Below are 19,673 nucleotides of genomic sequence, written 5' to 3'. Positions count from 1 at the left end.
TGGCGGGTCACCCGCTGCCGGCCTTTTTCTGTTGTCACTAGCCGGCCGCCGCTCTGCCGCCGCCGCTAGCCGAATTCCGACGGCGAGCCCTCCTCCGGGGGCTTGCCGTCAACGCCTGACGGAGCCGCTACCGTCGGGTGGCGCCGATTCGCATCGGTCACCCATGGTGAACAAGCTGGGGAATACAGATGGCTTACTCATACACTGAGAAAAAACGCATCCGCAAGGATTTCGGCAAACTGCCCCAAGTGATGGATGTGCCCTACCTGCTGGCCATCCAGCTTGATTCCTACTACGACTTCCTCCAGCAGGACCGTTCGCCCGAAGAGCGGATGGAAGTCGGCCTGCATGCCGCCTTCAAGTCCGTCTTCCCGATCGAGAGCTTCTCCGGCAACGCCGCCCTCGAGTACGTCAGCTACCGTTTCGGTACGCCGGCCTTCGACGTCAAGGAGTGCCAGCTGCGCGGTGTCACCTACTCGGCGCCGCTGCGGGTCAAGGTTCGCCTGATCATCTACGACAAGGAGTCGTCGAACAAGGCCATCAAGGACATCAAGGAGCAGGAAGTCTACATGGGGGAGATCCCCCTGATGACCGAGAACGGTACCTTCGTGGTCAATGGTACCGAGCGGGTCATCGTCTCCCAGCTGCACCGCTCCCCGGGTGTCTTCTTCGACCATGACAAGGGCAAGAGCCACTCCTCCGGCAAGCTGCTCTACTCGGCGCGGGTGATTCCCTACCGTGGCTCCTGGCTCGACTTCGAGTTCGATCCCAAGGACAACGTCTATGTGCGTATCGACCGCCGCCGCAAGCTGCCGGCCTCGGTGCTGCTGCGCGCACTGGGCATGAGTGCCGAGGAGATCCTCGATACCTTCTTCGACACCAGCACCTTCCATATCGAGAAGTCCGGCTTCTCCGTGGAGCTGGTGCCGTCGCGCCTGCGCGGCGAGACCGCCACCTTCGATATCAAGGATGCCGATGGCAGCCTGATCGTCGAGGAAGGGCGTCGCATCACCCAGAAGCATATCCGCCAGATGGAGAAGGCCGGCCTGGAGCGCCTCGAGGTGCCCATGGAGTACCTCTTCGGCAAGACCCTGGCCAAGGATCAGATCGACCCCAATACCGGCGAGCTGATCTGCGAGTGCAACGCCGAGATCACCCCCGACCTGCTCGAGAAGCTGGGCCAGGCCGGTGTCACCCGCCTCGAGACCCTCTACACCAACGATCTCGACTGCGGGCCCTTCGTCTCCGACACCCTCAAGCTGGACACCACCCGGACCCAGCTCGAGGCCCTGGTGGAGATCTATCGCATGATGCGTCCCGGCGAGCCGCCCACCAAAGAGGCCGCCGAGACCCTGTTCCACAACCTCTTCTTCACCGAGGATCGTTACGATCTCTCCGGCGTCGGCCGCATGAAGTTCAACCGCCGCCTGCGTCGCGACAGCGACACCGGCTCCGGCGTGCTGGGCCGTGACGATATCCTCGACGTGCTGAAAGAGCTGATCAATATCCGTAACGGCTTCGGCGAGGTCGACGATATCGACCACCTGGGCAACCGCCGTATCCGTTGCGTGGGCGAGATGGCCGAGAACCAGTTCCGCGTGGGCCTGGTGCGGGTCGAGCGCGCGGTCAAGGAGCGTCTCTCCATGGCCGAGAGCGAGGGCCTGATGCCCCAGGACCTGATCAACGCCAAGCCCGTCGCCGCGGCGGTCAAGGAGTTCTTCGGTTCCAGCCAGCTCTCCCAGTTCATGGACCAGAACAACCCGCTCTCCGAGGTCACCCACAAGCGCCGCGTCTCTGCGCTCGGCCCGGGCGGCCTGACCCGCGAGCGGGCCGGCTTCGAGGTGCGTGACGTTCACGCCACCCACTACGGCCGCCTGTGCCCGATCGAGACCCCGGAAGGGCCGAACATCGGCCTGATCAACTCCCTGGCCACCTACAGCCACACCAATAGCTACGGTTTCCTCGAGACCCCGTACCGCAAGGTGGTGGACGGCCAGGTGACCGACGACGTGGTGCATCTCTCCGCCATCGAGGAGGGCGACTTCGTTATCGCCCAGGCCTCGGCCACCGTGGATGAGGCCAACCGGCTGATCGACGACCTGGTGCAGGTGCGTCACAAGGGCGAGACCACCTTCATGCGTCCCGAGCAGGTGACCCTGATGGACGTCTCGCCGCGTCAGGTGGTCTCCGTGGCCGCGGCGCTGATCCCCTTCCTCGAGCACGATGACGCCAACCGCGCCCTGATGGGGGCCAACATGCAGCGTCAGGCGGTGCCGACCCTGCGTGCCGACAAGCCCCTGGTGGGCACCGGCATGGAGCGCTTCGTGGCCCGCGACTCCGGCGTCTGCGCCGTGGCGCGGCGCGGCGGGGTGATCGATTCCGTCGATGCCAAGCGCATCGTGGTACGCATCAACGAGGACGAGATCATCGGCGGCGAGGCTGGCGTCGATATCTACAACCTCACCAAGTACGTGCGTTCCAACCAGAACACCTGCATGAACCAGCGCCCCATCGTGCGCCCCGGTGACCAGGTGGCGCGCGGCGATATCCTCGCCGATGGTCCCTCCGTGGACATGGGCGACCTGGCCCTGGGCCAGAACATGCGCATCGCCTTCATGCCCTGGAACGGCTACAACTTCGAGGACTCCATCCTGGTCTCGGAGCGGGTGGTGCAGGAAGATCGCTTCACCACCATCCATATCCAGGAACTGACCTGCGTCTCCCGCGACACCAAGCTGGGGGCCGAGGAGATCACCTCCGATATCCCCAATGTGGGCGAGTCGGCGCTGGCCAAGCTGGACGAGGCGGGCGTGGTCTATATCGGCGCCGAGGTGGGGCCGGGCGATATCCTGGTCGGTAAGGTCACCCCCAAGGGCGAGACCCAGCTGACCCCGGAAGAGAAGCTGCTGCGCGCGATCTTCGGCGAGAAGGCCTCCGACGTGAAGGACACCTCCCTGCGTGCCCCCACCGGCATGAAGGGCACCGTCATCGACGTCCAGGTGTTTACCCGCGACGGCGTGGAGAAGGACTCCCGGGCCCTGTCCATCGAGCAGATGCAGCTCGACGAGGTGCGCAAGGATCTCCAGGAGACCTACCGCATCGCCGAGGATGCCACCTTCGAACGCCTCAAGCGCACCCTGACTGGCCAAGCCGTCAATGGTGGGCCCAAACTGAAGAAGGACGACGTGCTCACCGAGGCCTACCTCGAGGAGCTGCCGCGTCAGCAGTGGTTCAAGCTGCGCCTGCAGGACGAGGCCCTCAACGAGCTGCTGGCCCAGGCCGACGAGCAGCTGGAGAACCGTCGCAAGGAGATGGACGAGCGTTTCGAGGACAAGAAGCGCAAGCTGACCCAGGGCGACGATCTGGCGCCGGGCGTGCTGAAGATCGTCAAGGTCTACCTGGCGGTGAAGCGTCGTATCCAGCCGGGCGACAAGATGGCCGGTCGTCACGGTAACAAGGGCGTGATCTCGGCGATCATGCCGATCGAGGACATGCCCTTCGACGCCAATGGCGAGCCGGTGGATATCGTCCTCAACCCGCTGGGCGTACCGTCGCGGATGAACGTCGGTCAGATCCTCGAGACCCACCTGGGCATGGCCGCCCATGGCCTGGGCATGAAGATCGACGCCCTGCTGCGCGATGCCCGCGATCAGCAGCTGGCCGAGATTCGCGACTTCCTGGGCAAGGTCTACAACTCCACCCCGGGAACCCGTGAGGAGGACATCGCCGAGCTCAGCGACGAAGAGGTGATCACCCTGGCCCAGAACCTGCGTCGTGGCGTGCCCATGGCCTCGCCGGTGTTCGACGGCGCCGAGGAGCGTGAGATCAAGCATCTGCTGAAGCTGGCCGATCTGCCGGACTCCGGTCAGATGACCCTCTTCGATGGCCGTACCGGCGACGCCTTCGACCGTCCGGTGACCGTCGGTTACATGTATATGCTGAAGCTTAACCACCTGGTGGACGACAAGATGCACGCCCGTTCCACCGGCTCCTACTCCCTGGTCACCCAGCAGCCGCTGGGCGGCAAGGCGCAGTTCGGTGGTCAGCGCTTCGGTGAGATGGAGGTCTGGGCCCTGGAAGCCTATGGCGCCGCCTACACCCTCCAGGAGATGCTCACGGTCAAGTCCGACGACGTGGAAGGTCGTACCAAGATGTACAAGAACATCGTGGACGGCGACCACGCCATGCAGGCGGGCATGCCGGAATCCTTCAACGTGCTGGTGAAGGAGATCCGCTCCCTGGGTATCGATATCGAGCTGGAGAGCTAGGCGGCCTCGCCGCTAGTCAAGCGCTTCACAGAATGACGGTCCGCGGGGGCTTCGGCCCCCGCCCATGACAACTCCGCAACGGAGCCGACCCATGAAAGATTTGGTGAAAGTCCTCAAATCGCAGTCACAGTCCGACGAGTTCGACGCGATCAAGATCACGCTCGCGTCCCCGGACATGATCCGCTCCTGGTCCTACGGCGAGGTCAAGAAGCCGGAGACCATCAACTACCGTACCTTCAAGCCGGAACGGGATGGCCTGTTCTGCGCCAAGATCTTCGGCCCGGTGAAGGACTACGAGTGCCTGTGCGGCAAGTACAAGCGCATGAAGCACCGCGGCATCATCTGCGAGAAGTGCGGCGTCGAGGTCACCAAGGCCGCCGTGCGCCGCGAGCGCATGGGCCATATCGAGCTGGCCAGCCCGGTCGCGCATATCTGGTTCCTCAAGTCCTTGCCGTCGCGTATCGGCATGTTCCTGGACATGACCCTGCGCGATATCGAGCGGGTGCTCTACTTTGAGAGCTTCGTGGTCATCGACCCGGGCATGACCACCCTCGAGCGCGGCCAACTGCTCAACGACGAGCAGTACTTCGAGGCCCTCGAGGAGTTCGGTGACGACTTCGACGCCCGCATGGGTGCCGAGGCGGTCCAGGCGCTGCTGGCCGATATCGATCTGGAAGAAGAGATCAATCGCCTGCGCGAGGAGATCCCGCAGACCAATTCCGAGACCAAGATCAAGAAGCTCTCCAAGCGCCTCAAGCTGCTGGAAGCCTTCTACAAGTCGGGCAATGCCCCGGCTTGGATGGTCATGGAAGTGCTGCCGGTGCTGCCGCCGGACCTGCGTCCGCTGGTGCCCCTGGACGGTGGCCGCTTCGCCACCTCCGATCTCAACGACCTCTACCGTCGGGTGATCAACCGTAACAACCGCCTCAAGCGGCTGCTCGACCTCAATGCGCCGGACATCATCGTGCGCAACGAGAAGCGCATGCTGCAGGAGTCGGTGGATGCGCTGCTCGACAACGGTCGTCGCGGCCGCGCCATCACCGGGTCCAACAAGCGCCCGCTGAAGTCCCTGGCCGATATGATCAAGGGCAAGCAGGGTCGCTTCCGTCAGAACCTGCTGGGCAAGCGCGTCGACTACTCCGGCCGTTCGGTGATCACCGTCGGCCCGACCCTGCGCCTGCACCAGTGCGGCCTGCCCAAGAAGATGGCCCTGGAGCTGTTCAAGCCGTTCATCTACTCCAAGCTGCAGTCCCAGGGCTACGCCTCGACCATCAAGGCCGCCAAGAAGATGGTCGAGCGCGAGTTGCCCGAGGTGTGGGATATCCTCGCCGATGTCATCCGCGAGCACCCGGTGCTGCTCAACCGCGCCCCGACCCTGCACCGTCTCGGCATCCAGGCCTTCGAGCCGCTGCTGATCGAGGGCAAGGCGATCCAGCTGCACCCGCTGGTGTGTGCCGCCTACAACGCCGACTTCGACGGTGACCAGATGGCGGTCCACGTGCCGCTGACCCTGGAAGCCCAGCTCGAGGCGCGGGCGCTGATGATGGCCACCAACAACGTGCTGTCGCCGGCCAACGGCGAGCCGATCATCGTGCCGTCCCAGGACGTGGTGCTGGGTCTCTATTACATGACCCGCGAGAAGATCAACGCCAAGGGCGAGGGCATGGCCTTCGCCAACCTGGCCGAGGTCGAGCGTGCCTTCGGTGCCGAGAAGGTCGCCCTGCACGCCAAGGTCAAGGTGCGCCTGACCGAGCACCTGCCCGAGGAAGAGGGCGGCGAGCTGGTCAAGAAGCAGTCGATCTTCGACACCACCGTGGGCCGGGCGCTGCTGTTCCGTATCCTGCCCAAGGGCGTGCCCTTCGAGCTGGTCGACCAGCCGATGAAGAAGAAGGCGATCTCCAAGCTGCTCAACGAGGTCTACCGCCGCGCCGGCCTCAAGGACGCGGTGATCTTCGCCGACCAGCTGATGTACACCGGCTTCCGCATGGCCACCTGGTCCGGCGCCTCCATCGGCGTCAACGACTTCGTTATCCCCGAGGCCAAGAAGGCCATCGTGGATGCCGCCGAGGAAGAAGTGAAAGAGATCGAGGACCAGTTCTCCTCGGGCCTCGTCACCGCCGGCGAGAAGTACAACAAGGTGATCGACATCTGGTCCAAGGCCAACGACAAGGTGGCCAAGGCGATGATGGCGGGCATCTCCAAGGAGACCGTGATCGACCGCGAGGGCAACGAGGTCGAGCAGGACTCCTTCAACAGCGTCTTTATCATGGCCGACTCCGGGGCCCGGGGTAGCGCCGCCCAGATCCGTCAGCTGGCGGGGATGCGTGGCCTGATGGCCAAGCCGGACGGCTCGATCATCGAGACGCCGATCGTCGCCAACTTCCGTGAGGGCCTGAACGTACTCCAGTACTTCATCTCCACCCACGGCGCCCGTAAGGGTCTGGCGGATACGGCCCTCAAGACCGCCAACTCCGGTTACCTGACCCGCCGTCTGGTCGACGTGGCCCAGGACCTGGTGATCACCGAGTCCGACTGTGGCACCGAGGAAGGCCTGACCCTGCACCCGATCATCGAAGGCGGCGATATCATCGTCTCCCTGGCGCAGCGGGTACTGGGCCGGGTGGTCGCCCAGGACGTGGTCGATCCGGCCAGCGACGAGGTGCTGATTCCCCGCGGCACCCTGCTCGACGAGAAATGGTGCGAGCAGCTCGACACCATGGGCGTCGACGAGATCGTGGTGCGCGGCTCGATCACCTGCGAGACCTCCCACGGCGTCTGCTCGGCCTGTTACGGCCGCGACCTGGCGCGTGGCCATCAGGTCAATATCGGCGAAGCGGTGGGCGTTATCGCCGCCCAGTCGATCGGTGAGCCGGGCACCCAGCTGACCATGCGGACCTTCCACATCGGCGGCGCGGCCTCCCGGGCCTCCGCGGTGGACAGCGTCCAGGTCAAGCATGGCGGCAAGGTGCGCCTGCACAACATCAAGTCGGTGGAGCGCGGCGACGGCAAGCTGGTGGTGGTCTCCCGCTCCAGCGCCCTGGCGGTGGCCGACGAGCACGGCCGCGAGCGCGAGTACTACAAGCTGCCCTATGGTGCCGAGCTCTCCGTCAAGGATGGCGACGCCGTCGACGCCGGCCAGACCGTGGCCAAGTGGGATCCGCACACCCACCCCATCGTCGCCGAGGCCGAGGGTCAGGCCCAGTACATCGACATGGAAGAGGGCATCACCATCCACCGCACGGTGGACGAGATGACCGGCCTCTCCTCCATCGAGGTGATCGAGTCCGCGGCGCGCCCCCAGGCCGGCCGCGACAAGCGCCCGATGATCATGCTCACCGGCGCCGGCGGCGAGCACGTCTGCCTGGCCGGCTCCAACACCCCGGTGCAGTACCTGCTGCCCGGCAACGCCATCGTCAACACCGAGAACGGTGCCACCATCGGCGTCGGCGAAGTGGTGGCACGGATTCCGGTGGAGGCGTCCGGTAACAAGGACATCACCGGGGGTCTGCCGCGGGTCGCCGACCTCTTCGAGGCGCGCAAGCCGAAGGAGCCGTCGATTCTCGCCGAGATCAGTGGCGTGATGACCTTCGGCAAGGAGACCAAGGGCAAGCGTCGCCTGACCATCACCCCCGAGGGCGGTGGCGACCCCTTCGAGATGCTGATTCCCAAGTGGCGTCAGATCGCGGTCTTCGAAGGCGAGACCGTGGAGAAGGGCGAGGTGATCTCCGACGGTCCCAGCAACCCCCACGACATCCTGCGTCTGCTGGGCGTGGCGGAGCTGGCCAAGTACATCACCGCCGAGGTCCAGGAGGTTTACCGCCTGCAGGGCGTGGGCATCAACGACAAGCACATCGAAGTCATCGTGCGTCAGATGCTGCGCAAGGTGGAGATCACCGATGCCGGCGACTCCAGCTTTATCACCGGCGACCAGGTGGAACTGGTGCGGGTGCTGGAGGAGAACGCCCGCCTGGCCAAGGACGACAAGTTCCCGGCCAAGTACGAGCGTCTGCTGCTGGGTATCACCAAGGCCAGCCTGGCCACCGAGTCGTTCATCTCCGCGGCCTCCTTCCAGGAGACCACCCGGGTGCTGACCGAAGCGGCAGTCACCGGCAAGCGCGATTACCTGCGCGGCCTGAAAGAGAACGTGGTGGTGGGTCGACTGATCCCGGCCGGTACCGGCCTTACCCACCATGCGGAGCGTAAGCGTCGGCGTGAAGACGCCGATCGCATGCTCCACCCGTCGGCCTTCGACGTCGAGCAGGAGTTGGGCGCCCAGCTCACCGCCCTCGACGCCGACGACGACGAGATCTGAGGTCTCGAGGCCACCGCCTCCCTGTCGGGGGCGGTGGTCTTGACGGGCCTCGCCGGGAAACAGTAGAATTCGCAGCCTTTAACAGTGGGGTGGGTGCGCCCGTGCCACTATTGAAAGGCAAGGCAACCATTGGAGTCAGCTACAGACTATGGCAACGATCAATCAGCTCGTGCGCAAGCCGCGCAAGCGCCCTGTCGCCAAGAGCGACGTGCCGGCGTTGCAGGCCTGCCCGCAGAAGCGCGGCGTCTGCACCCGCGTCTACACCACCACCCCGAAGAAGCCGAACTCGGCCCTGCGTAAGGTCTGCCGTGTGCGCCTGACCAACGGCTACGAGGTCACTTCCTACATCGGCGGTGAAGGCCACAACCTTCAGGAACACTCCGTGGTCCTGATTCGTGGCGGCCGTGTCAAGGATTTGCCGGGTGTGCGTTATCACACCGTGCGCGGCGCCCTCGACACCTCCGGCGTGCAGAACCGTAAGCAGGGCCGTTCCAAGTACGGCGCCAAGCGTCCCAAGGCCTAAGGCCGGACGCCGTCATCAACCAAATCGCATTGGTCTGATAAGAGTAAGGTCGAGCGTCACCGCCGGTGCCAGTCTCGGGTTTACCTGAAGGACCCCTTAACGAGGGCTTATCATGCCTAGAAGAAGAGTTGCCGCTAAGCGCGAAATCCTGCCGGATCCGAAGTTCGGAAGCGAGCGCCTGGCGAAGTTCATGAACCACCTGATGGTCAGCGGCAAGAAGTCCACAGCTGAGCGCATCGTCTACGGTGCGTTGGACACGGTTGCCGAGCGTAGTAAAGAAGAGCCGCTGGAGATCTTCGACAAGGCGCTGGAAACCATCCAGCCGATGGTCGAAGTCAAGTCGCGCCGCGTCGGTGGCGCGACCTATCAGGTGCCGGTGGAGGTTCGTCCTTCCCGTCGTCAGGCCCTGGCCATGCGTTGGCTGGTGGATGCGGCCCGTAACCGTGGCGAGAAGACCATGGTTCAGCGTCTGGCTGGTGAGATGCTGGATGCCGCCGAAGGTAAGGGTTCCGCGGTGAAGAAGCGTGAAGACGTGCACCGCATGGCAGAAGCCAACAAGGCCTTCTCCCACTACCGTTTCTAAGGCGCGCTTCCACACACGAGGCGCCCGCCCGGCGGGTGCCTCCAACCAACGGGGAATTTCACCGTGGCACGCAAGACACCACTCAATCGCTATCGCAACATCGGGATCTGTGCCCACGTCGACGCCGGCAAGACCACCACCACCGAGCGGGTGCTGTTCTACACCGGCCTCTCCCACAAGGTCGGCGAGGTCCATGATGGCGCCGCCACCATGGACTGGATGGAGCAGGAGCAGGAGCGGGGTATCACCATCACCTCCGCCGCCACCACCTGTTTCTGGCAGGGCATGAACAAGCAGTTCGATGAGCACCGCATCAACATCATCGACACCCCGGGGCACGTCGACTTCACCATCGAGGTGGAGCGTTCTCTGCGCGTGCTCGACGGTGCCGTCGTGGTGCTGTGCGGCTCCTCCGGCGTGCAGCCGCAGACCGAGACCGTCTGGCGTCAGGCTAACAAGTACGAAGTGCCGCGCATGGTGTTCGTCAACAAGATGGACCGCGCCGGTGCCGACTTCTTCATGGTCGTCGATCAGCTCAAGGATCGCCTGGGCGCCACCGCCGTGCCGATCCAGATCAACTGGGGCGCCGAAGACGAATTCAAGGGCGTCATCGACCTGCTGCAGATGAAGGCCATCCTGTGGAATGAAGACGACATGGGCATGACCTATGACCTCGTCGACATTCCCGCCGAGCTCCAGGCCAAGGCCGAGGAGTATCGCGAGCACATGGTCGAGGCGGCCGCCGAAGCCTCCGAAGAGCTGATGGACAAGTACCTCGAAGGTGGTGAGCTGACCATCGAGGAGATCAAGGCCGGCCTGCGTGCGCGCACCCTGGCCAACGAGATCGTCCTGGTTACCTGCGGTTCCGCCTTCAAGAACAAGGGCGTGCAGGCGGTGCTGGATGCGGTCATCGAGTACATGCCGTCGCCCACCGAGGTCAAGGCCATCGAGGGCGAGCTGGACGACAAGGACGGCACCATCGCCACCCGCGAGGCGGACGACAGTGCCCCCTTCTCGGCCCTGGCCTTCAAGATCGCCACCGACCCCTTCGTCGGCACCCTGACCTTTATCCGCGTCTACTCCGGGGTCCTGAACTCCGGCGACAGCGTGTTCAACTCCGTGAAGAGCAAGAAGGAGCGCGTCGGCCGTATCGTGCAGATGCATTCCAACTCGCGTGAGGAGATCAAGCAGGTCTACGCCGGCGACATCGCCGCCTGTATCGGCCTCAAGGACGTCACCACCGGCGACACCCTGTGCGACCTGAACGACAAGATCGTCCTCGAGCGCATGGAGTTTCCGGAGCCGGTGATCTCCGTGGCCGTGGAGCCGAAGTCCAAGGCCGACCAGGAGAAGATGGGTGTGGCCCTGGGCAAGCTGGCCCAGGAAGATCCCTCCTTCCGCGTCAAGACCGACGAAGAGACCGGTCAGACCATCATCTCCGGCATGGGCGAGCTGCACCTGGACATCCTCGTTGATCGCATGCGTCGCGAGTTCAAGGTGGAAGCCAACATCGGTAAGCCTCAGGTGGCCTACCGTGAAACCATCCGTGCCAGCGTCGAGCAGGAAGGCAAGTTCGTACGCCAGTCCGGTGGTCGTGGTCAGTTCGGTCATGTCTGGCTGCGCATCGAGCCGCTCACCGAGGCGGACAAGGGCGACGACGAAGAGATGCACTTCAAGTTCGCCTCCGAGATCGTCGGTGGTGTGGTACCCAAGGAATACGTACCTGCCGTCGAGAAAGGGGCCTATGAGCAGCTGCAGAACGGTGTCATCGCGGGCTACCCGATGATTGACGTCAAGGTCACGCTGTTCGATGGTTCCTACCATGACGTGGACTCCAACGAGACCGCGTTCAAGGTCGCCTCCTCCATGGCGATCAAGGAAGGGGCCAAGAAGGCCAAGGCCGTGCTGCTAGAGCCGATGATGAAGGTCGAAGTCGTGACCCCCGAGGAATTCATGGGTGACGTCATGGGCGACCTGAACCGTCGTCGCGGTCTGGTGCAGGGCATGGATGACTCTTCCTCCGGTAAGGTCATCCGCGCAATGGTGCCGCTGGGCGAGATGTTCGGTTATGCGACCGACCTGCGTTCTCAAACCCAGGGCCGTGCAAGCTACTCCATGGAGTTTGCGAAGTACGACGAGGCGCCCTCCAGCGTCGTAGAAGCCGTCATCAACCAGAAAAGTTAACCGTTAGCTAACGAAAGAGGTTATAGCAGTGGCTAAGGAAAAGTTCGAACGTTCCAAACCGCACGTAAACGTCGGCACCATCGGTCACGTTGACCACGGCAAGACCACCCTGACCGCGGCCCTGACCCGCGTGTCCGCCGAGGTGTTCGGTGGCGACGCCCGTGCCTTCGATTCCATCGACAACGCTCCGGAAGAGCGTGAGCGCGGTATCACCATCTCTACCGCTCACGTTGAGTACCAGTCCGAGCAGCGTCACTACGCTCACGTCGACTGCCCGGGGCACGCCGACTACGTCAAGAACATGATCACCGGTGCCGCCCAGATGGACGGCGCTATCCTGGTCTGTTCCGCCGCCGACGGCCCCATGCCGCAGACTCGCGAGCACATCCTGCTGTCTCGTCAGGTCGGCGTGCCGTACATCGTCGTGTTCCTGAACAAGGCCGACATGGTCGACGACGAAGAGCTGCTCGAGCTGGTCGAGATGGAAGTTCGTGAACTCCTCAACGAGTACGACTTCCCGGGCGACGACACCCCGATCATCATCGGCTCCGCGCTGATGGCCCTGGAAGGCAAGGACGACAACGGCATGGGTACCACCGCCGTTGCCAACCTGATCAAGGCCCTGGACGACTACATCCCGGAGCCGGAGCGTGCCATCGACCAGCCGTTCCTGATGCCGATCGAGGACGTCTTCTCCATCTCCGGCCGCGGCACCGTGGTGACCGGTCGTATCGAGCGCGGCATCGTCAAGGCCGGTGAAGAGATCGAGATCGTCGGTATCAAGGACACCACCAAGACCACCGTCACCGGTGTCGAGATGTTCCGCAAGCTGCTCGACGAAGGTCGTGCCGGTGAGAACGTCGGCGCCCTGCTGCGCGGCACCAAGCGTGACGACGTCGAGCGTGGCCAGGTTCTGGCCAAGCCGGGCTCCATCACTCCGCACACCAAGTTCGAAGCGGAAGTGTATGTGCTGTCCAAGGACGAGGGTGGTCGTCACACTCCGTTCTTCAAGGGCTATCGTCCGCAGTTCTACTTCCGTACCACCGACGTGACCGGTACCTGTGAACTGCCGGAAGGCGTCGAGATGGTCATGCCGGGCGACAACGTCAAGATGGTTGTCACCCTGATCGCTCCGATCGCCATGGAAGACGGCCTGCGCTTCGCCATCCGCGAAGGCGGTCGTACCGTCGGCGCCGGCGTCGTGGCCAAGATCGTCGAGTAAGCTTGATCGCTCGATGATCGAAGGGGGCTCCTCCAGGAGCCCCCTTTCTGCGCATGCCGCTTCCAGTGTTTGACTCTGGTGGCGGCCATGCCTATAATGCGCATCCTTTGAATGCGTAGGTAGGCGGCAACTGCCGTCGACTTCCATTGGAGTTTAGGGCTAATGCAGAACCAGAAGATTCGCATTCGGTTGAAGGCGTTCGACCATCGCCTGATCGACCAGTCCACGGCGGAGATCGTTGAAACCGCCAAGCGTACTGGTGCTCAGGTGCGCGGTCCGATCCCGCTGCCGACCAATCGTGAGCGCTATACCGTGCTGATCTCACCGCACGTCAACAAGGACGCGCGTGACCAGTACGAGATCCGCACTCACAAGCGTGTGCTCGACATCGTCGAACCCACCGAAAAGACCGTCGACGCACTGATGAAGCTCGACCTCGCCGCCGGCGTGGACGTGCAGATCAAACTCGACTAAGACCTCACTAGTCACTCGCGGCCCAGCGCCTATCGATTTCGTTTAGGCAGCAGCCGCCACGCCGGGATGGCGTCACACAATGTGCTAGTGGAATGCTCTGGAAAGGGCAGCCATAGCGGGTGATAGCCCCGTACACTATTAGGAGACTGAACATGACTATCGGTTTGCTCGGTAAGAAGGCCGGTATGACCCGCGTCTTTACCGAAGATGGCGCTTCCGTGCCAGTAACCGTGATCGAGGTTGAGCCTAACCGCGTGACTTGCGTCAAGTCCGTCGATGCCGACGGCTACGCCGCGGTTCAGGTGACTACCGGCTCCCGCAAGGCCAAGCACCTCACCAAAGCCCAGGCGGGTCAATTCGCCAAGGCGGGTGTCGAGGCCGGCCGTACCCTGATGGAGTTCCGCCTCGCCGAAGGCGACGAGGCTCCGGAAGTGGGCGGCGAACTCACCGTATCCCTCTTCGAAGCTGGTCAAAAGATCGACGTGACCGGCACCTCCAAGGGCAAGGGCTTCCAGGGCGCCGTCAAGCGCTGGAACTTCCGCACCCAGGACAACAGCCACGGCAACTCTCTTTCCCACCGTGCGCCGGGTTCCATCGGCATGTGCCAGACCCCGGGTCGCGTCTTCAAGGGCAAGAAAATGGCCGGCCAGATGGGCAATGTGCGCTCTACCGTGCAGAGCCTGGAAGTCGTCCGTGTCGACGCCGAACGTAACCTGCTGCTGGTCAAGGGCGCCGTGCCCGGCGCCGCCGGTAGTGACGTCATCGTGCGCAGTGCCGTGAAAGCTGGCTGAAGGGGATAACACCGATGAATCTGAATCTTGCTGCCGGCGCCGGCACCGTCGAAGTGTCCGACGTCACCTTTGGCAAAGAATTCAACGAAGCGCTGGTACACCAGGTGGTCACCGCCTATCTGGCCGGTGGTCGTCAGGGCACCCGCGCCCAGAAGAACCGCTCCGACGTGCGTGGCGGCGGCAAGAAGCCGTGGCGTCAGAAGGGCACCGGTCGTGCCCGTGCCGGTACCATCCGTTCTCCGCTGTGGCGTAGTGGCGGCGTGACCTTCGCGGCGCGTCCCCAGGACTACACCCAGAAGGTCAACCGCAAGATGTACCGTGCGGCCATGCGTTCCATTCTCTCCGAGCTGGTTCGCCAGGAGCGCCTGGTGGCCGTCGAAGAGTTTGCCGTCGACGCGCCCAAGACCAAGCAGCTGGTTGCCAAGCTCGGCGAGCTGGGGCTGGAGAAGGTACTGATCGTCACCGAAGAGGTCGACGAGAACCTGTACCTGGCCGCCCGCAACATCCCCAACGTGGATGTGGTGGACGTGGCTGCCGCCGACCCGGTGAGCCTGGTCGCCTTCGATAAGGTGCTGGCTACCGTTTCCGCCCTGCGCAAATTCGAGGAGAAGCTGGCATGAACCAGGAGCGTGTATTCAAGGTTCTGCTCGGTCCGCACATGACCGAGAAAGCCGCCTTCGCTGCCGAACGCAACCAGTACGTGTTCAAGGTGGCGGACGACGCGACCAAGCCGGAGATCAAGAAGGCCGTGCAGGCCCTGTTCGGCAAGAAGGTCGACCGTGTGCAGGTCCTGAACGTCAAGGGCAAGACCAAGCGCACCGCTCATGGCGTCGGCCAGCGTAAGGGTTACCGCAAGGCGTACGTGACCCTGGCCGCGGGCGAGACGCTCGAAGACTTCTCTGGCACCGAATAAGGGCAGGAGCACGGATCATGGCAGTAGTCAAGACTAAACCCACCTCCGCCGGTCGTCGTCACCTGATCAAGGTTGTCAACGACGAGCTGCACAAGGGTCGTGGTTATGCCCCGCTGCTCGAGAAGAAGTCTCGCAGCGGTGGTCGCAACAACAACGGTCGCATCACCACCCGCCACGTGGGCGGTGGTCACCGTCAGCACTATCGTCTGATCGACTTCAAGCGCACCAAGGATGGCGTTCCCGCCGTCGTCGAGCGCCTGGAGTACGATCCGAACCGCAGTGCCCATATCGCACTGCTCAAGTACCTGGACGGCGAGCGTCGCTACATCATCGCGCCCAAGGGCGTGAAGGCCGGCGATACCCTCGAGTCTGGGGTCAATGCGGCGATCAAGAAGGGCAACGCCCTGCCGCTGCGCAACATCCCGCTGGGCTCCACGGTGCACTGCATCGAGCTGAAGCCGGGCAAGGGTGCGCAGATCGCTCGCAGCGCCGGTACCAGCGCTCAGCTGGTGGCTCGTGAAGGCAACTACGCCACCCTGCGTCTGCGCTCCGGCGAGATGCGCAAGGTGCTGGCCGAGTGCCGCGCCACCCTGGGCGAGGTGAGCAACTCCGAGCACAGCCTGCGCCAACTGGGCAAGGCCGGTGCCAAGCGCTGGCGTGGCGTGCGTCCGACGGTTCGCGGTGTCGCCATGAACCCGGTGGATCACCCGCACGGTGGTGGTGAAGGCCGCACCAGCGGTGGTCGTCACCCGGTCACTCCCTGGGGTGTGCCCACCAAGGGTCATAAGACTCGCAAGAACAAGCGCACCGACGCACTGATCGTTCGTCGCCGCAAGGCCAAGTAACAGACATTAAGGGGTAACGGCTGTGCCACGTTCACTGAAGAAAGGTCCTTTTATTGACCTTCATCTGCTGAAGAAGGTTGAGGCTGCAGTGGAGAAGAACGACCGCAAACCGATCAAGACCTGGTCGCGTCGTTCCATGATCCTGCCAAACATGGTTGGGCTCACCATTGCCGTCCATAACGGACGCCAACACGTCCCGGTTCACATCTCCGAGGAAATGGTTGGCCACAAGCTGGGCGAATTCGCTGCAAGCCGCACTTATCGCGGTCATGCGGCGGACAAGAAAGCCAAACGGTAAGCCAGAGAGGATTGAGAGATGGAAGTCACTGCTAAGCTGCGTGGCGCTCGTTTATCCGCCCAGAAGGCCCGTTTGGTGGCTGACCAGGTGCGCGGTAAGCCTGTCGCCGAAGCACTCGACCTGCTGACCTTCTCACCGAAGAAGGCCGCCAAGCTGGTCAAAAAGGTGCTGCAGTCCGCCATCGCGAATGCGGAAGAAAATAACGGCATGGACATCGACGAGCTGCGTGTCTCGACCATCTGTGTCGATGAGGGCATGACGCTCAAGCGTATCAAGCCGCGGGCCAAGGGCCGTGCGGACCGTATCTTGAAGCGCACGTGCCACATCACCGTCAAGGTAGCCGAGAAGTAGGAGTCGACCAGATGGGTCAGAAAGTCAATCCAACAGGTATTCGGCTGGGTATCGTCAAAGACCATACCTCTGTCTGGTACGCCGAGCGCGGTGCCTACGCCGATAAACTGAATAACGATCTCGAAGTGCGCAGCTTCCTGGAGGAGCGTCTCAAGAACGCCTCCGTGAGCCGCATCACCATCGAGCGTCCCGCGAACAACGCCCGCATCACCATTCACACCGCCCGTCCGGGCATCGTGATTGGCAAGAAGGGCGAGGACGTCGATCGTCTGCGCCGCGAGGTCACCGCGATGATGGGCGTGCCCGTGCACGTCAACATCGAGGAAGTTCGCAAGCCGGAACTGGACGCCATGCTGGTGGCCCAGAACATCGCCGGCCAGCTGGAGCGTCGCGTGATGTTCCGTCGCGCCATGAAGCGCGCCGTGCAGAACGCCATGCGCCTCGGCGCCGGTGGTATCAAGGTGCAGCTGTCCGGTCGCCTGGGTGGCGCCGAGATCGCTCGTACCGAGTGGTACCGCGAGGGTCGGGTTCCGCTGCATACCCTGCGTGCGGACATCGACTACGCCACCTTCGAGGCTCAGACCACCTACGGCATCATCGGTGTCAAGGTGTGGGTCTTCAAGGGTGAAATCCTCGGGGGCATCGAAGAGGTTCGCGCCAAGGCCAAACAGCCGCAGGCCGCGCCCTCCAAGAAGAAAGGTTCCAGGTAAGGGGAGAGCGAGTCGATGTTACAACCTAAGCGCATGAAATTCCGCAAGATGATGAAGGGCCGCAACCGTGGCCTGGCACATCGCGGTAGCAAGGTCAGCTTCGGCGAATATGGCCTCAAGGCCACCGGCCGTGGTCGTGTGACCGCGCGTCAGATCGAAGCCGGTCGTCGTGCCATCACTCGTCACGTCAAGCGTGGTGGCAAGATCTGGATCCGTGTGTTCCCGGACAAGCCGATCTCCAAGAAGCCCCTCGAAGTCCGTATGGGTAAGGGTAAGGGCTCCGTGGAGTACTGGGTCGCCCAGATCCAGCCGGGTCGGATCCTGTACGAGATTGAAGGTGTTTCTGAAGAGCTGGCTCGTGAGGCCTTCCGCCTGGCCGCTCAGAAGTTCCCGGTCTCCACCACCTTTGTGAAACGGACGGTGATGTGATGAACGCCCAGGAAATTCGTGAAAAGTCAGTCGAAGAGCTGAAAGCACAGCTTCTCGAACTCCTCCGCGAGCAGTTCAACCTGCGCATGCAGAAGGCCACCGGCCAACTGAGCCAGACTCATCTGCTCAAGCAGGTCCGTCGGGATATCGCCCGCGTGAAGACTGTGCTCAACGAGAAGGCAGGTGACTGAGATGGCCGAAGAAAAGAAAGCCCGTACGCTCACCGGCAAGGTGGTGAGCGACAAGATGGACAAGTCCATCGTCGTCATGATCGAGCGCCGCGAGCGTCATCCGATCTATGGCAAGTACATGAAGCGCTCCACCAAACTGCACGCCCATGATGAGGCGAACCAGGCCAAGGCTGGGGATACGGTTTCCATTCAGGAATGCCGTCCGCTGTCCAAGAAGAAGGCCTGGACGCTGGTTGAAGTGGTCGAGCAGGCCAAGGGCTGAGGCTCGGCAAGCGACTTCGTAACCAGTGCAGTCAGATTAGGTTTGGAGAAAACCGATGATTCAGACTCAGACAATGCTGGATGTCGCCGACAACAGCGGGGCGCGCCGGGTGCAGTGCATCAAGGTGCTGGGTGGCTCACATCGCCGCTATGCCCGTGTCGGTGACATCATCAAAGTCACGGTGAAAGAAGCCATCCCGCGTGGCAAGGTCAAGAAGGGCCAGGTGCTGAAGGCGGTGGTGGTTCGCACCCGTAGTGGTGTACGCCGTTCCGACGGCTCGCTGATCCGCTTCGACGGCAATGCGGCGGTTCTGTTGAACAACACCAACGAGCAGCCGATTGGTACTCGTATCTTCGGGCCGGTGACTCGTGAGCTTCGTACCGAGAAGTTCATGAAGATCATTTCCCTGGCGCCCGAAGTGCTGTAAGGAGCGAGGCGGACATGCAAAAGATCAAACGTGACGATGAAGTGATCGTCATCGCTGGCAAGGACAAGGGCAAGCGCGGCACCGTCAAGCGGGTTCTCGAAAACCGCTTCGTGGTGTCCGGTGTGAACATGATCAAGCGTCACACCAAGCCGAATCCCATGGCTGGCAATCAGGGCGGTATCGTCGAGCGCGAGGCGCCGATTCACGCGTCCAACGTAGCCATCTTCAACCAGGAGACCGGTAAGGCAGATCGCGTCGGCTTCCAGGTTAAGGAAGACGGTTCCAAGGTACGTATCTACAAGTCGACGCAGACGCAGATCGACGCCTAACGCGAGTCGGGTAGCAAAATGGCGAACTTGAAAGAACGTTATCAGAACGAGGTGGTGGCTCAACTCAAAGAGCAGTTCAGCTACGCCAACGTGATGCAGGTGCCCCGAGTCACCAAGGTGACCCTGAACATGGGCATCGGCGATGCGACCAGCGACAAAAAGCTGATCGAAAACGCCATCGGCGACCTGGAGAAGCTCTCCGGTCAGAAGCCGGTGATTACTAAGGCGCGCAAGTCCATCGCGGGCTTCAAGGTGCGTGAAGGCTGGCCGATCGGGATCAAGGTCACTCTGCGTAGTGAGCGCATGTGGGACTTCCTGGATCGCCTGGTGAACATCGCGATCCCCCGCGTTCGTGACTTCCGTGGTCTCAACCCGAAGTCCTTCGACGGTCGTGGCAACTACTCCATGGGGGTGCGTGAGCAGATCATCTTCCCGGAGATCGAGTATGATAAAATCGATCAGGTCCGTGGCCTGGATGTGACCATCACCACCACTGCCAACACCGATGAAGAAGGCCGTGCGCTGCTCAGCGCGCTGAACTTCCCGTTCAAGAAATAAGGG

General features: G+C 62.8%; 20 protein-coding genes. All 20 read left to right on the top strand.

Going from position 1 to position 19,673, the window contains the following annotated elements:
- The first annotated feature begins 188 nt into the window (after positions 1–188).
- Positions 189–4,268 carry a DNA-directed RNA polymerase subunit beta gene (gene rpoB / locus ACQ1W9_RS18305; RefSeq protein WP_431024590.1) on the top strand — a complete coding sequence of 1,360 codons (4,080 nt, stop codon included), beginning with the start codon at positions 189–191 and terminating at the stop codon, positions 4,266–4,268.
- A gap of 91 nt (positions 4,269–4,359) precedes the next feature.
- Positions 4,360–8,580 carry a DNA-directed RNA polymerase subunit beta' gene (rpoC, locus tag ACQ1W9_RS18300; protein WP_431024589.1) on the top strand — a complete coding sequence of 1,407 codons (4,221 nt, stop codon included), beginning with the start codon at positions 4,360–4,362 and terminating at the stop codon, positions 8,578–8,580.
- A 148-nt stretch (positions 8,581–8,728) separates the two neighbouring features.
- Positions 8,729–9,103, top strand: a complete 375-nt coding sequence (gene rpsL / locus ACQ1W9_RS18295; RefSeq protein WP_146803738.1) for a 30S ribosomal protein S12 — start codon at positions 8,729–8,731, stop codon at positions 9,101–9,103.
- Between the two features lie 112 nt (positions 9,104–9,215).
- Positions 9,216–9,686, top strand: a complete 471-nt coding sequence (gene rpsG / locus ACQ1W9_RS18290) for a 30S ribosomal protein S7 (protein ID WP_195861405.1) — start codon at positions 9,216–9,218, stop codon at positions 9,684–9,686.
- Positions 9,687–9,749: 63 nt separating this feature from the next.
- The gene (gene fusA / locus ACQ1W9_RS18285) at positions 9,750–11,870 is read left to right on the top strand and encodes an elongation factor G (RefSeq protein WP_431024588.1); all 2,121 of its coding nucleotides are present in this window, start codon (positions 9,750–9,752) and stop codon (positions 11,868–11,870) included.
- 28 nt (positions 11,871–11,898) lie between these two features.
- The gene (tuf, locus tag ACQ1W9_RS18280; RefSeq protein ID WP_346062921.1) at positions 11,899–13,092 is read left to right on the top strand and encodes an elongation factor Tu; all 1,194 of its coding nucleotides are present in this window, start codon (positions 11,899–11,901) and stop codon (positions 13,090–13,092) included.
- Between the two features lie 162 nt (positions 13,093–13,254).
- The gene (gene rpsJ / locus ACQ1W9_RS18275) at positions 13,255–13,566 is read left to right on the top strand and encodes a 30S ribosomal protein S10 (protein ID WP_134846622.1); all 312 of its coding nucleotides are present in this window, start codon (positions 13,255–13,257) and stop codon (positions 13,564–13,566) included.
- A 152-nt stretch (positions 13,567–13,718) separates the two neighbouring features.
- Positions 13,719–14,357, top strand: coding sequence for a 50S ribosomal protein L3 (rplC, locus tag ACQ1W9_RS18270; protein WP_431024587.1), 639 nt, complete (start codon positions 13,719–13,721; stop codon positions 14,355–14,357).
- 14 nt (positions 14,358–14,371) lie between these two features.
- Positions 14,372–14,977, top strand: coding sequence for a 50S ribosomal protein L4 (rplD, locus tag ACQ1W9_RS18265; RefSeq protein WP_146803733.1), 606 nt, complete (start codon positions 14,372–14,374; stop codon positions 14,975–14,977).
- Entirely contained in the window at positions 14,974–15,270 is a 297-nt protein-coding gene (rplW, locus tag ACQ1W9_RS18260) for a 50S ribosomal protein L23 (protein ID WP_146803732.1), read from the top strand. The genes rplD and rplW overlap by 4 nt, the downstream gene beginning before the upstream one ends.
- A gap of 17 nt (positions 15,271–15,287) precedes the next feature.
- Positions 15,288–16,115 (top strand): 50S ribosomal protein L2, encoded by an 828-nt coding sequence (gene rplB, locus ACQ1W9_RS18255; RefSeq protein WP_146803731.1) that lies wholly within the window; start codon positions 15,288–15,290, stop codon positions 16,113–16,115.
- A 22-nt stretch (positions 16,116–16,137) separates the two neighbouring features.
- Positions 16,138–16,413 carry a 30S ribosomal protein S19 gene (gene rpsS / locus ACQ1W9_RS18250; RefSeq protein WP_346062923.1) on the top strand — a complete coding sequence of 92 codons (276 nt, stop codon included), beginning with the start codon at positions 16,138–16,140 and terminating at the stop codon, positions 16,411–16,413.
- 18 nt (positions 16,414–16,431) lie between these two features.
- On the top strand, positions 16,432–16,764 hold the full coding sequence (gene rplV / locus ACQ1W9_RS18245) for a 50S ribosomal protein L22 (protein ID WP_010626471.1): 333 nt from the start codon (positions 16,432–16,434) through the stop codon (positions 16,762–16,764).
- 11 nt (positions 16,765–16,775) lie between these two features.
- Entirely contained in the window at positions 16,776–17,474 is a 699-nt protein-coding gene (gene rpsC / locus ACQ1W9_RS18240) for a 30S ribosomal protein S3 (RefSeq protein WP_146803729.1), read from the top strand.
- Positions 17,475–17,489: 15 nt separating this feature from the next.
- Positions 17,490–17,903 carry a 50S ribosomal protein L16 gene (gene rplP, locus ACQ1W9_RS18235; RefSeq protein WP_346062925.1) on the top strand — a complete coding sequence of 138 codons (414 nt, stop codon included), beginning with the start codon at positions 17,490–17,492 and terminating at the stop codon, positions 17,901–17,903.
- Positions 17,903–18,094: a 50S ribosomal protein L29 gene (rpmC, locus tag ACQ1W9_RS18230; protein ID WP_346062926.1), complete on the top strand. Its 192-nt coding sequence runs from the start codon at positions 17,903–17,905 to the stop codon at positions 18,092–18,094. The genes rplP and rpmC overlap by 1 nt, the downstream gene beginning before the upstream one ends.
- A 1-nt stretch (position 18,095) precedes the next feature.
- Positions 18,096–18,356, top strand: coding sequence for a 30S ribosomal protein S17 (gene rpsQ / locus ACQ1W9_RS18225; RefSeq protein WP_195861455.1), 261 nt, complete (start codon positions 18,096–18,098; stop codon positions 18,354–18,356).
- A 55-nt stretch (positions 18,357–18,411) separates the two neighbouring features.
- Entirely contained in the window at positions 18,412–18,783 is a 372-nt protein-coding gene (rplN, locus tag ACQ1W9_RS18220; protein ID WP_010626476.1) for a 50S ribosomal protein L14, read from the top strand.
- Positions 18,784–18,797: 14 nt separating this feature from the next.
- Positions 18,798–19,112, top strand: a complete 315-nt coding sequence (rplX, locus tag ACQ1W9_RS18215) for a 50S ribosomal protein L24 (protein WP_146803725.1) — start codon at positions 18,798–18,800, stop codon at positions 19,110–19,112.
- Positions 19,113–19,130: 18 nt separating this feature from the next.
- The gene (gene rplE / locus ACQ1W9_RS18210; RefSeq protein WP_195861413.1) at positions 19,131–19,670 is read left to right on the top strand and encodes a 50S ribosomal protein L5; all 540 of its coding nucleotides are present in this window, start codon (positions 19,131–19,133) and stop codon (positions 19,668–19,670) included.
- Positions 19,671–19,673: the final 3 nt, after the last annotated feature.

It is taken from the genome of Halomonas sp. H5 (assembly GCF_050613175.1).
Taxonomy (GTDB): domain Bacteria; phylum Pseudomonadota; class Gammaproteobacteria; order Pseudomonadales; family Halomonadaceae; genus Bisbaumannia; species Bisbaumannia salifodinae.
The sequence above is the reverse complement of the archived record's forward strand: the minus strand, read 5'-3'. Positions and strand labels throughout refer to the sequence as shown.